We start from the raw sequence: 13,038 nt of genomic DNA, 5'->3' as shown, positions 1-13,038 counted from the left end.
CTCGTGCAAGATCACCAGCTGCCCGCCTGGGCGCACGATGCCACCCTCGGCATCTTCATCCACTGGGGCGCCTACTCGGTGCCTGCCTGGGCTGAGCCGTCCGGCGCGTGGGGTGCCGTGCCGCCAGAGGACTGGTTCGCGCACAACGCCTACGCCGAGTGGTACGCCAACACCATTCGCATCGAGGGGTCGCCAGCGGCCCAGCACCACCTCGCCGAGTTCGGCGGCATCCCTTATGTCGAGCTGCTCGACATCTGGCGTGCCGAGTCGTTCGACCCCGTCGACTGGGCGCGCCTCTTCGCCTCGGTCGGGGCGGACTACGTCGTCCCAGTGACCAAGCACCACGACGGGATCGCGCTGTGGGACGCACCTGGCGCCAGAGGCCTGAGCACGGTCGAGCGTGGCCCGCGACGCGACCTGATCGGCCCGCTGGCTGAGGCCGTCCGTGGCGAGGGCCTGCGCTTCGGCGTGTACTACTCCGGCGGACTCGACTGGCACGTCACCGACCATCCGCCGATCACGAGCATGGCTCATGTCGAAGATTTCCGGCCGGCCGACGCGGCCTACTCCGAGTACGCGACCAGCCAGGTGCGTGATCTCATCGAGCGTTACGAGCCGTGTGTCGTGTGGAACGACATCAACTGGCCCGACGCCGGGCAGCACGACGGCACGCTGGACGACCTCCGGTCGTTCTACCGTTCCGTCGTGCCCGACGGCATCGTCAACGACCGCTGGGGCCGCATGGACCTGGCCGACTACCGCACCAGCGAGTACGCCTTCGACACCAGCAACGAGCTGGGCTCCGGTTGGGAGCACTGCCGGGGGTTGGGCTACTCCTTCGGCTACAACCGCGTTGAAGACGCCTCGCTCACGCTGTCGCCGCGCGAGCTGGCCACGGTGTACGCAGACGTGGTCTCGCGCGGTGGCCGCCTGTTGCTGAACGTGGGTCCCGACGCCGATGGCCGCATCCCAGAGGTGCAACGGCGCACCCTCGAAGGAATCGCGACGTGGATGCAGGCGCTCAAGCCACTCACCGCAGATCGACGGGTCCTGACGCCGGGCCAGGTGGCCGTGCGCGGTGCCGAAGAAGACTTGTGGTGGCGCGGTTGGTGGCACAAGCAGCAGCTCGTCGTCATCACCAACGACCCGGACATCGACGTGGAAGCACGTGACACTGAGGAGGTCCGGATCGTCGAGCTACCTCGAGACGATGCCTGACTCACGACAGGCGCGACAGACATCGAAATCCCCACCACAGCAGGACGTCCGCGAGCAGAGAGGAGCCCATGCCATGGTTCACGGCCACGTGGCTCCAGGCTTTGAGCGAATCGCGGATGCTTTCGAGCGCGGACAAGCAGACGACCCCGGTGGCGCCCAGCTGTGCGTCTATCAAGGGGGGAACGTGGTGGTCGATCTGTGGGCCGGCGCGGACCCCGAAACTCACGTCCCTGTCGGCGGCGACTCCCTCTTCGTGTTGTGGTCCACGACCAAAGGCATGGTCGCGATCATCGCGGCGTTGCTCATCGAACAGGGTCAGCTTGACCCGGATCAGCCGGTGTCACAGGTGTGGCCGGAGTTCGGCGTCGGCGGCAAGGACCAGACGACCGTTGCGCACCTCCTCAGCCACTCAGCTGGCCTGCCTTTCTTTCCCTCCGCGGCAGGAATCGAGAGTGGTGACCTGCCGAACTGGGCGCGTTGCGTCGAGACGCTGGCCGCCGCCGAACCACTGTGGGCACCAGGGACCGCGTCCTGGTACCACCCGTTCACGTTCGGCTATCTCAACGGCGAGGTGATTCGCCGTGTCACCGGCAAGAGCGTGAGCGAGCTCTTCGCCGAGCGCATCGCCAGACCGCTGGACGTCGACGCCTGGATCGGCGGACTCCCGGTGGCTCGCGAGATCGACGTCACGCACCGCAGTCGCATGAGCCCGGTGTCCTCCACCAGTCCCGCTGGATTGTGGTCACGACATGGGGTGGATCTTTCCGACCCAGTCGTCCAGGAGCTCCTCGAAGAGGTGCAGTCGATTCCCGACATGGTCGAGTTCCTCAACTCTGCCGAGGGGCACCAGATGGAATTCGGTGGGGCCGGTGGAATCGCGAGCGCACGCTCGGTGGCAAGGATCTACGCCGCCACCATCGGTGAGGTCGACTCCGTCCAGCTGTTCTCAACACAGACGCGTGACTTCGTGACCCAGCCGCGCACGGCGGGCTTGGGCCCCGTGTCGCAGCTCGCGGCCGTGCCCAACCAGAAGCTGGCCGAGTTCGGGCTCGGATTCTGGCTGGGCTCGCAGTTCGAGAGCGGGCGATTCGCCTCCGGTGGAACCTTCGGGCATCCCGGAGCGGGTGGAAACATCGGGTTTGCTCATCCCGACTCGAACATGGCCGTCGCCCACACGTGCACCGGGATGTGGTCCGACGACTCGCGACCCGATCCGCGCATGGGTTGGGCTGAGCCGCTCGCCGACCTGGCTGGTGCGTAGGCCAAGGTCTGGCAAGGGCCGAGCCCGCCCAACCCGATCGCCCGGTTCGCCCCATGACGGACTACGGGATCAGCAGGACCTTGCCGGTGGCGCGGCGCTCGTCGAGGGTCAGCAACGCCTGCGTGGCCTCGGCGAGCGGGAACGTGGGCCCGACGACGGGGCGCAGCGCGCCGCTCTCGAGGTGTGGCGCGAGCGCGGCCCACTCCGTGGCGATGTGGCCCGGGCGCGAGAGGGCGTACGCACCCCACCCGACGCCGACGACCGAGACGTTGTTGAGCAGCAGGCGGTTGACCTTGACGGTCGGGATCTCGCCCGCGGTGAACCCGATGACGAGCAGCCGGCCGTCCTCGTTGAGGCAGCGCAGCGAGTCGGTGAACCGGTCGCCGCCGACGGGGTCGACCACGATGTCGACGCCGCCCTGCTCCTTGACCGCGTCCTTGAAGCCGTCCGGCAGGACGAACGCATCGGCGCCCGCGGCCAGCGCGATCGCACCCTTCTCGGGAGTCGAGGTGACGGCGATGACCCGCTCCGCGCCGAAGGCCTTGGCGACCTGGATCGCCGCGGTGCCGACGCCGCCGGCCGCGCCGTGCACCAGCACCGACTCGCCGGGCTGGAGACGGCCACGCTCGACAAGCGCGAAATAGGCGGTGCCGTAGTTGAAGACGATCGCGGCACCCTGTTCGTACGAGATGGTGTCGGGGATCGGGAACGTCAGGTCGAGGTTGGCGACGGCCTCCTCGGCGAAGCCGCCGAGCAGGCAGAGCGCCGCGACCCGGTCGCCGGGGGAGAAGCCCGACCCGTCGGGAGCGCTGATGACCTCGCCGGCGATCTCGGCGCCGGGCGTGAACGGCAGCTCTGGCTTCAGCTGGTAGAGCCCGCGGCTCTGGAGCACCTCGGGGAACGCGACCCCGGCCGCGTGCACGCGGATCAGGACCTGGTCGTCGCCGGGTCGGGGGCTCGGCAGGTCGACCAGCTCGATCGCTTCAGGGCCGTCGAGGGTCGTGATCTGTACGGCTTTCATGCCGTGACCTTAGCGCACCGACTAAGCGAGCGCTTAGTACTCGTACGCTTGGCGCATGCATCAGTCGGTCGACATCGAGGTCGCGCGCTGGTGCGCCGAGCACCGCAACGGGACGGTGACCGACGTCTTCCGGTTCCTCGAGGACGTCGGGGAGTCCACGGCCTTCTTCGTCGTCGCCGGGATCGTCGCGGTGATCCTGGTCCTTGCGTTCCGGCTGCGCACAGGGCTGGCTCGCATCCTGGTCGCGATGGCCGTGACCGCGACGGCGACGGGTCCGCTCAAGGAGTGGATCGACCGGCCGAGGCCGCCGTACGACCTCGCGATCACGCATCTCTCGGGCCCGGCGATGCCGTCGTCCCACGCGATCCTGACCTCGTCCATCGTCGCCGCCCTCGTGCTGGCGCCGTGGTGGACCTCGCCACGGCTGCGGCTCGCGGTCGGCGTGCTCGGCGCTGCCGGCTGCCTGCTCTCCGGCGCGGCGATGATCTACCTCGGCGGTCACTGGCTGTCCGACGTGCTGGTCGGCTGGGCCCTGGGCGCAGCCATCACCGGAGGCATGATGCTGCTGCTCAAGCGGGCGGGCCTGACCTGACCCCGTCAGTGCCGCCCGCCTGGCTCGGGCGTACGCGGGAGACAATGCACGGGTGAGACTCATCGACCTGCTGCCCAAGGGCGTGACGGACGATGAGGACGTCGTCTACGACGCCATCACGCGATGGGTCGAGCACCGCGGCCTGACGCTCTACCCGGCGCAGGACGAGGCGATCCTCGAGTGCGTCGCCGGCTCCAACGTGATCCTCGCGACGCCGACCGGCTCCGGCAAGAGCCTCGTGGCGACGGGGGCGATGGCGGCAGCGCTGGCGCGCGGCGAGTGCAGCGTCTATACCGCGCCCATCAAGGCGCTCGTCAGCGAGAAGTTCTTCGACCTCTGTGAGATCTTCGGGGCCGACAACGTCGGGATGGTGACCGGCGACGCTGCGGTCAACGCCGACGCCCCCATCATCGCCGCGACCGCCGAGATCCTCGCCAACATGGCGCTGCGCGAGGGTGCCGGCGCCGACATCGGGCTGGTCGTGATGGACGAGTTCCACTTCTACGCCGATCCGGACCGCGGCTGGGCGTGGCAGGTGCCGCTGATCGAGCTGCCCAAGGCGCAGTTCCTGCTGATGTCGGCGACGCTGGGCGACACGACCCGGTTCGAGACCGACCTCTCCAGACGTACGGGCCGCCAGACCACGCTCGTCACGACGTCCGAGCGCCCCGTCCCACTGATCTCCGAGTACGTCTCGACGCCGATCCAGGAGACGCTCGAGCAGCTCATCGAGACCCACCAGACGCCGGTCTACGTCGTGCACTTCACCCAGGTCTCGGCGCTCGAACGGGCGCAGGCGCTGACCAGCATCAAGGTCGCCACGCGCGAGGAGCGCGACGTCATCGCCGAGCACCTCGGCGACTTCCGCTTCTCCTCGGCATTCGGCAAGACGTTGTCGCGGCTCATCCGCATGGGCGTCGGCGTGCACCACGCCGGCATGCTGCCGCGCTACCGCAGGCTCGTCGAGACGCTGACCCAGGCCGGGCTGCTCAAGGTCGTGTGCGGCACCGACACCCTCGGCGTCGGCATCAACGTGCCGATCCGCACCGTGCTGTTCAGCGGCCTCTCCAAGTACGACGGGGTCCGCCAGCGGCAGCTCCAGGTGCGTGAGTTCCAGCAGATCGCCGGGCGTGCGGGCCGAGCCGGGTTCGACACGGTCGGGCACGTCATCGTGGAAGCTCCGGAGCACGACATCGAGAACGCCCGGCTCGTGCGCAAGGCCGGGGACGACGTCAAGAAGCAGCGCAAGATCCAGCGCAAGAAGGCGCCCGAGGGCTTCGTGTCGTGGGGCGAGGGAACGTTCACCAAGCTCTCGACCGGCACGCCCGAGCCTCTCGTGTCGCGCATGCGCGTCAGCCACGCCATAGTGCTCGACGTCATCTCCCGGCCCGGCGACGCGCGCGCCTCGCTCGAGCGGCTGCTGCGGGAGAGCGACGAGACCGAGGAGTCCCAGGACAAGCTGCTGGCCGAGGTCGACGAGATCATCGACGCGCTGCTCGCCGGCGGCGTGGTCGAGCATGTCGACCCGCCGGATGCCGACGGTCGTACGCTCCGGCTGACGGTCGACCTGCAGGCAAACTTCGCCCTCAACCAGCCGCTGTCGCCGTTCGCCGTCGCGGCGTTCGAGCTGCTCGACCGCGACGACCCGGCGTACGCGCTCGACATGGTCTCGGTGGTGGAGTCCACGCTGGACGACCCGCGGCCGATCATCAACGCACAGCGTCATCGGGCCCGCGGCGAAGCCATCAACGAGATGAAGATGGACGGCATCGAGTACGACGAGCGGATGGAGCTGCTCGAGGAGATCACGCACCCCAAGCCGCTCGAGGAGCTGCTGACCGCGGCGTACGAGTCCTATCGCACGGGTCATCCGTGGGTCGCCGACCATGAGCTGCGGCCCAAGTCGGTCGTCCGCGAGATGTGGGAGCGGGCGATGACGTTCTCCGAGCTGATCGGCGACTATCAGCTCGCCCGGTCCGAAGGCCTCGTCCTGCGCTATCTCTCCGACGTCTACAAGACGCTGCTGCGCACGGTGCCCGAGCAGCTGCGCAACGAGGAGCTGATCGACCTCACGGAGTGGCTCGGCGAGCTCGTGCGGCAGACCGACTCGAGCCTGCTCGACGAGTGGGAGCAGCTCATCAATCCCGACACCGATCCTGTGGAGGTGCGCGCGAAGGCCGAGGGCAGCGCGCCGCCGCGGCCGGTCACGGGCAACGCGCGGGCGTTCCGGGTGCTCGTACGCAATGCGCTGTTCCGCCGCGTCGAGCTCGCGGCACTAGGCCGTTGGAGCGCGCTGGGCGACCTCGACGGCGAGGACGGCTGGGACGCCGCGGCGTGGATGGAGGCGATGGCGGCCTATCGCGAGGAGTACGAGTCACTCGGCACGGGACCGGCCGCGCGCGGGCCCGACCTGTTCATGGTCGAGGAGGGCTCGACGACCTGGAACGTGCGCCAGACGTTCGACGACCCCGAGGGCGATCGCGACTGGGGCATCACGGCCCAGGTCGACCTGCCGGCGTCGGACGAGGCAGGCGAAGCCGTCGTCACGATCCTCGACGTCGGCCCGCGCTAACCGCCAGTTTTTGAAGCGTTGCGCAGGTTCTCGGCGTCGGGAACCTGTCTAACGCTTCAAAAACTGGAGCCGGGCTTAGAGCTCGCTCCGCTCGGTCAGCTTCAGGGGGGCCTTGTCACCGGGGACGTTCGTGATGTTGCGCAGCTTGTTGGGCGACGGCGCCTCGGCGGTCACCGCATAGCGCTGCAGCACCTCGCGCAGCACGACGGTGCCCTCCATCAGCGAGAACGCCGCGCCGATGCAGCGCCGCACGCCACCACCGAACGGGATCCAGGTGTTGGGCGCGACCTTGTCGACCGTGAACCGCTCGGGCTTGAACAGGTGCGAGTCGGCGAAGCTGGCCTCGCGGCTGTGCGACAGCATGATCGACGGCGTGACCGTGGTGCCGCGCGGCAGCCGGCGACCCGCGACGACCTGGTCGCTCTGCAACGTACGGGCGACGAAGTCGATGATCGGGTGCAGCCGCATCGACTCCTTGAGGCAGGCCTCGAGGTAGGCGTCGTCGCCCGTGTCGGCGGCGTCGAGGGCGCGGGCGTGGACCTCGGGGTTGCGGCCGAGCTCGTGCAGCGTCCACGACAGCGCCGAGGCCGTCGTCTCGTGCCCGGCGAGCAGCAGCGTGACGAGCTGGTCGCGCATCTCGGCATCCGTCAACGGCGTCTCGCCCTCGGTGGCACCGACCCGCAGCAACCGCGACAGCACGTCGTCGCGGCCGTCGAGGTCGTGCGCCTCGCGCCGCTCGGCGATCTCGGCGTAGAGGAGCTCGTCGACCTCCTGCTGGTTCTTGAAGTAGCCACGCCACGGCGGCAGCGCGAACAGTCGGGGGTAGGACCAGGCGAGCAGCATCTTGGCGTCGATGTTGACCATGCGGTTGACCTTGGGCCGCAGCACCGCGAGGCGTGACTCGTCGGTGACGCCGAAGACGACCTGGAGGATCACGTCGAGGGTGATCGCGTTCATCCGGTCGAGCGCGACCAGGGTGTCACCGTCGCGCCACGAGTCGACCTCGACCTTGGCGATGGCCTCGACGAGTGGCTGGTAGGCCCGCATCGACGGACCCGTGAACGCCGGCATCAACAGCTTGCGGGCCCGCTGGTGCTCCACGTCGTCGGTCAGGAGCACCGAGTGCTTGCCCATGACGGGCTTGAGGATCTCGTTGCCCTTGCCGGCGTGGAACTGCGACGGGTCGGCGGCGAAGATCTCCTTGATGTCCGCCGGGTCGCTGAACACGACGAGCGTACGAGGCCCGGGCAGGATCCGGAGCGTGAACGTGTCGCCGAACTCCTGGTGGTACGCCGGGATGGTCCCGGCGCGGTCACGCAGGAACTTCCACGTCATCCGCCCCGGCGACAGCGTCGGGCCGTCCGGGATGTCGTAGCCCTCGCGCTGCACCGGCCGGCGAGCCATCAGGCGGCCTTCTCCCAGACGAAGTCGGGCGCGTTGACCTTCCGCGTCTCCCACCAGTACTGGAACGTGAACTTGGGCCAGATCGTACGGTTCTTGCCCTGGCTGTCGAGGTACCACGACGTGCAGCCGCCCTGCGTCCAGATGCCCTTCTCGACGAGCCGCTGGATCTCCTCGTTGAAGTCGTCCTGCGCAGCCCTGGTCGGCTCGGCGGACACGGCCCCGCGCCGATCCATCTCGTCGAGCATGCGGACGATGAACTTGGTCTGCTGCTCGATCATGAACACCACGGAGTTGTGGCCGAGGGCGGTGTTGGGGCCGAGCATGAAGTAGAGGTTGGGGAACCCGTGGATCGTCATCCCCATGTAGGTCTCGACGCCCTGCTCGCGGAACTGCGTCGCGAGGTCGACGCCGTTCTTGCCCTTGACGTCGAGGTAGTCGAACGCGTCGATGACGTGGAACCCCGTGCCGTAGATGATGATGTCGGCCTCGTGCTTGACGCCGTTGCCGTCGATCACGCCGTCCGCGACGATCTCCTTCACGCCGTCGGTGCTGAGCTCGACATCGTCACGCAGGTACGTCTTGTAGTACGTGTTGGACTGCAGCACGCGCTTGCAGCCGAGCCGGTAGTCCGGCGTCAGCTTGGCTCGCAGCTCGGGGTCCGGGATCGTCTTGTCGATGTAGCGCGTCACGATCTTCTCAGCGAACGGCAGCACGTTGAGGTGGCCGTTGAAGGCGATCGCCCGCGCCTCGAGCGACCAGTAGAGCGCGTTGCGGTACGCCCTGGTGGCACCGGGCACGGTCGCGAAGAGCTTCTTGCGCCACTCCGGCGTCGGCCGGTCCTTCTTGGGCAGCACCCAGGCGGGTGTGCGCTGGAAGACCGTGAGGTGGCCGGTCTCCTGGGCGATGATCGGGATGAACTGGATCGCGCTGGCCCCGGTGCCGATGACGACGACCTTCTTGCCCTTGAGGTCGACCGAGTGGTCCCACTCCGCGGAGTGGAAGCGCGGCCCCTCGAACGTGTCTGCGCCGGCGATCTCGGGGACGTTGGGGATGTGCAGTCCGCCGACGCCGGCGACCACGACGCGCGCCTCGTAGTCGTCGCCCGAACGCGTACGGACGGTCCAGACGCTGCGGTCCTCGTCCCACTCGGCCCCGGTGACCTCGACGCCGAAGTCGATGTAGGGGCGGATGCCCTGCTCGTCGGCGACCTTGCGCAGGTAGGCCCAGATCTCCTCCTGGCCCGAGAAGCTCTTGCTCCACTCGGGGTTGAGCTCGTAGGAGAAGGAGTACATGTGGCTCGGGATGTCGCACTCGCAGCCGGGGTAGGTGTTGTCGCGCCACGTGCCGCCGACGTCGTGCGCCTTCTCGAGGACCACGAAGTCCTCACGGCCGGACTCCCGCAGCTTCATCGCCGCTCCCATGCCGGAGAAGCCCGTTCCGATGATGACGACGTCCTTTTTGATCATTTTTCAGATACTATCGGTATCTGAGTACGATGAAAAGGGATGAAGGAGAGCTTGTGGCAGTCACCGGCACGCGGGTCACCAGGGCCGAGCGCCAGGCGCAGACCCGTGAGCGGCTGATCGAGGTCGCCCGCGAGATGTTCCTCTCCGACGGATACGCCGCCACGTCGCTCGACAAGGTCGCCGTGCGCGCGGGGTTCTCCAAGGGTGCGGTCTACTCCAACTTCGCGGGCAAGGAACAGCTCTGCATGGCGGTGCTCGACAGCATCCACGAGGAGCAGATCGAGGGCGTCGTCACGGCGTTCTCGCAGGACACCGACCTCGACGGTCGCATCGAGGCGTTCGCCGCATGGGCCCGCGAAGGTCTCGGGCAGCCTCGCTGGACCGCCCTCGAGGTCGAGTTCGGCGCCATCGCCCGGCAGAGCCCCTACGTCGCGACCGAGCTGGTCAAGCGGCACCGCGAGATCCGCGCCGCGATCGCCGAACTGGTCCGCCAGGTGACGGCCGAGGCCGGGCTGGGTGACGCCGTCGACGCCGACCAGGCCGCAACGACGCTGCTGAGCCTGGGCATCGGCCTCGGCACCCTGCGCTCGCTCGACAGCACGATCGACGTCGGGGTGTTCGCCGACACCATGCGGGCGCTGCTCAAGACCGCCAAGGCTTGACCTTCACGACAGCGTCGGCATGATGGCGGGATGACTCCCGCTGACGAACACCGATGGATAGCCGCGGGGTTCACCGCCAAGGTCGTCGGCACGCCTGTCGACCGATGGGACAGTCCCGCTCCGGTCGAGGGTTGGGCGGCGCGTGACGTCGTCCGTCACCTGGTCGAGTGGTTCCCGGCATTCCTCGAGAGCGGTGCGGGAGTGACGCTGGCCCGCGGCCCTTCGGCCGACGACGATCCCGTCGCGGCCTGGCAGGTGCACAGCGACGCCGTGCAGGCGTTGCTCGACGATCCGGCCACTCCTGACCGGGTCCTCGCCAATCGGCACATCGGCGACGTCCCGCTCGACCAGGCGGTCGACCGGTTCTACACCGGGGACGTCTTCCTGCACACGTGGGACCTCGCCCGAGCCACCGGCCAGGACGAAGCACTCGATCCCGCGAAGTGTGCCGATCTGCTCGCGGGCATGGAGCCCGCCGAGGACGCGATGCGGTCGAGTGGCCACTACGGGCCCCGCGTCGAGGTGCCCGACGACGCCGACGTCCAGACCCGTTTGCTGGCCTTCATCGGCCGCGACCCGCTGCGGCGCTAGACCCCGAGCCTCGCGAGCAGCAGGGCCTCGGCGAGGCAGCACCGCTCGAACTCGGCCAGGTGCAGGCCCTCGTTGGTGCCGTGCGCGCGGGTGTCGGGATCCTCCACGCCGACCACCAGCACGGATGCCTGCGGGAACGCCTCCGCGAACGTCGCGATGAACGGGATCGAACCGCCCACACCCATGTCGATCGGGGCGACCCCGTCCCACGCCTCGCGCATCGCCTCACGAGCGGCGTCGTACGCCGGTCCGGTCGCGTCGAGTGCGGTGGGCTCGCCACCGTCGGCGTACGTCAGGGTGACCTGGGCGCCCCACGGCACGTGCGCCAGGACGTGCTCGCGCAGTCGCTCGTACGCCGCGGCGCAGCTGTCGCCGGGAGCGATCCGCATCGAGATCATCGCCCGGGCAGCCGGGACGAGCGTGTTGCTCGCCGCCTCGACCGCCGGCGCGTCGATGCCGGTCACCGTGAGGGACGGCTTGGTCCACATCCGCTCGACGGACGACCCCGTGCCGATCAGCTGGACGCCGTCGGCGAGGCCGGACTCGGCGACCAAGCGGTCGTGCGGGTAGTCGACGTCGGCGGCATCAGTGGTGACCAGCCCCGGCACGGCGACCGTGCCGTCGTCGTCGTGGAGCGACGTCAGGATCCGGGTCAGCGCCATGAGGGCATCGGGCACGACTCCACCGAACATCCCGGAGTGGACGCCGTGGCGCAGTGTGCGGACCTCGAGCGTCGCCCGGACGAGGCCGCGCAGGCTCGTGGTGAGCGCCGGCTCGCCGATGTCCCAGTTGCCCGAGTCGGCGATCACGATGACGTCCGCCTCGAGCAGCGCACCGTGCTCGGCGATGAACGCCTCGAGCGTGGGTGAGCCGATCTCCTCCTCGCCCTCGACGAAGACCTTGACGCCGACCGGCAACGGGTCGCCGAGCGCGCGGACGGCGGCGAGGTGCACCGCGATGCCGGCCTTGTCGTCAGCCGCACCTCGGCCGTACAGGCGGCCGTCGCGCTCGGTCGGCTCGAACGGCGGCGAGTCCCACGCCTCGTGGTCGCCCTCGGGCTGTACGTCGTGGTGCGCGTACAGCAGGACCGTGGGGCTGCCGGGCGGCCCGGGCTTGGTGGCGAGCAGGGCCGGCGCACCGCCGCTGCGCAGGATCTGGGTGTCGAATCCCTCGGCCGCGAACAGGTCGCGGGTCGCCTCGGCAGACTTCTCGACGTCAGCAGCGTGCTCGGGAGCGGCGCTGACGGAGGGGATCTTGACCAGGCGTTCGAGGTCGGCGCGGACGGACGGCAGGACGGCGGCGAGCGCGGTGCGCAGGTCGTCGGGGGTACGAGGACTCACGCATCCCAACGTAGCCCGGACCCGCGCGTGGGTCAGCGGCTGGCCGGGTCGTACGGATGACCGGTCGACGTGGGTGCCGTGGCGTGCAGCAGCGCGTACGCCGTGACGGCCGAGTCCCAGCGCTCGAGGGAGCCGCGGTTGAAGAGGTCACGGTAGAGCTGCAGGTTGCCGGCGGCGTTGGGGTGGACCATGTCGTCGGTCCGGTCGCCGTCGAGTGTGCCGGTCGCCGTGTCGACATAGTGGAAGCCGGCCGCCTTGGCCTCGTCATGGATGAGCGGAACGATCCACTTCTTGGCCTCGGCCGCCGGATCGAAGGGACCGAACGGCGACGTGATGTAGACCGACGACTTCCGAGTGGGGCGGATCGCTGCGAGACGTGTCATGGTGCGATGGATCTCGTACTTGAGGCGCGCCGGATCGGTCGGCGTCTGGTACCAGCTCCCGTCGCTGCGGTGCTTGCACGTGTTGAAGTCGTTGACACCTCCGGCGACGATGACGACCCGGGCGTTCTTGACCGCCTGCGTCACGGCGGTGGTGCGGAGCCGCTCGTAGAACGTCGTTCCTTCGCACACCTGGGTTCCGTCTGACGCCTTGCCGCGCTTGCCGAAGCCGGAGCCGCGCTCGGCATAGCGGACGATCTTGAGGTGCAGCCTGGTGCCAAGGTAGGACCACCACCCGCGGTTCGTGCTGCCCACGGTGTTGTTGTAGCGCCAGGTGATCGAGTCGCCGATCACGACCATCGTGGGGACCGTCGCGGCCTGGGTCGGTGCCGCGACGAGCGTCCCGCCGATCGTGATGGCTGCGGTGGTGAGCAGGGTCGCGACGACAGACGTCGTTCGACGGGAGGATGGTGGCACGGGAGTCGCCCTTGAAAGTCTTGACGCCGAGGGCGCACGGGTGGTACGGACATC

11 protein-coding genes are annotated in these 13,038 nt (G+C 68.8%); 6 read left to right on the top strand and 5 right to left on the bottom strand.

The genetic code is table 11. The features are described 5' to 3' along the window. The first annotated feature begins 3 nt into the window (after positions 1-3). Positions 4-1,218 (top strand): alpha-L-fucosidase, encoded by a 1,215-nt coding sequence (locus tag ASC61_RS04700; protein WP_056209985.1) that lies wholly within the window; start codon positions 4-6, stop codon positions 1,216-1,218. Positions 1,219-1,291: 73 nt separating this feature from the next. Next, on the top strand, positions 1,292-2,479 hold the full coding sequence (locus ASC61_RS04690) for a serine hydrolase domain-containing protein (RefSeq protein ID WP_162243642.1): 1,188 nt from the start codon (positions 1,292-1,294) through the stop codon (positions 2,477-2,479). A gap of 61 nt (positions 2,480-2,540) precedes the next feature. On the opposite strand, the gene ASC61_RS04685 is transcribed toward ASC61_RS04690, so the two are convergent. Further along, positions 2,541-3,500 carry an NADPH:quinone oxidoreductase family protein gene (locus ASC61_RS04685; RefSeq protein WP_056209978.1) on the bottom strand — a complete coding sequence of 320 codons (960 nt, stop codon included), beginning with the start codon at positions 3,498-3,500 and terminating at the stop codon, positions 2,541-2,543. A gap of 55 nt (positions 3,501-3,555) precedes the next feature. On the opposite strand from ASC61_RS04685, the gene ASC61_RS04680 reads away from it, so the two are divergent. Both ASC61_RS04680 and ASC61_RS04675 read left to right on the top strand, forming a co-directional pair. Further along, complete coding sequence (locus ASC61_RS04680; protein ID WP_056209975.1) at positions 3,556-4,092, top strand: phosphatase PAP2 family protein; 537 nt, start codon at positions 3,556-3,558, stop codon at positions 4,090-4,092. A 52-nt stretch (positions 4,093-4,144) separates the two neighbouring features. Continuing rightward, positions 4,145-6,664, top strand: a complete 2,520-nt coding sequence (locus tag ASC61_RS04675) for a DEAD/DEAH box helicase (protein ID WP_056209973.1) — start codon at positions 4,145-4,147, stop codon at positions 6,662-6,664. A 75-nt stretch (positions 6,665-6,739) separates the two neighbouring features. Here ASC61_RS04675 and ASC61_RS04670 read toward each other — a convergent pair whose 3' ends face one another. Then, entirely contained in the window at positions 6,740-8,068 is a 1,329-nt protein-coding gene (locus tag ASC61_RS04670; RefSeq protein ID WP_056209971.1) for a cytochrome P450, read from the bottom strand. Then, positions 8,068-9,534, bottom strand: coding sequence for a flavin-containing monooxygenase (locus tag ASC61_RS04665; protein ID WP_056209969.1), 1,467 nt, complete (start codon positions 9,532-9,534; stop codon positions 8,068-8,070). Before ASC61_RS04665 ends, ASC61_RS04670 begins: the two co-directional genes overlap by 1 nt. A gap of 53 nt (positions 9,535-9,587) precedes the next feature. Between ASC61_RS04665 and ASC61_RS04660 the strand changes: the two genes are divergently transcribed. Together ASC61_RS04660 and ASC61_RS04655 are read left to right on the top strand one after the other, a co-directional pair. Beyond that, entirely contained in the window at positions 9,588-10,196 is a 609-nt protein-coding gene (locus ASC61_RS04660) for a TetR/AcrR family transcriptional regulator (protein WP_235503485.1), read from the top strand. Positions 10,197-10,226: 30 nt separating this feature from the next. Then, entirely contained in the window at positions 10,227-10,787 is a 561-nt protein-coding gene (locus ASC61_RS04655; protein ID WP_056209965.1) for a TIGR03086 family metal-binding protein, read from the top strand. Here ASC61_RS04655 and ASC61_RS04650 read toward each other — a convergent pair. Beyond that, positions 10,784-12,127: a dipeptidase gene (locus ASC61_RS04650; protein WP_056209963.1), complete on the bottom strand. Its 1,344-nt coding sequence runs from the start codon at positions 12,125-12,127 to the stop codon at positions 10,784-10,786. The two genes, ASC61_RS04655 and ASC61_RS04650, sit on opposite strands and share 4 nt — an antisense overlap. 32 nt (positions 12,128-12,159) lie before the next feature. After that, positions 12,160-12,984: an SGNH/GDSL hydrolase family protein gene (locus tag ASC61_RS04645; protein WP_056209961.1), complete on the bottom strand. Its 825-nt coding sequence runs from the start codon at positions 12,982-12,984 to the stop codon at positions 12,160-12,162. Between the last annotated feature and the right edge of the window lie 54 nt (positions 12,985-13,038).

This window comes from Aeromicrobium sp. Root344 (assembly GCF_001425755.1).
Taxonomy (GTDB): Bacteria; Actinomycetota; Actinomycetes; order Propionibacteriales; family Nocardioidaceae; genus Aeromicrobium.
Note: the sequence above shows the minus strand (reverse complement) of the source record. Positions and strands in the feature narration are given on the sequence as shown.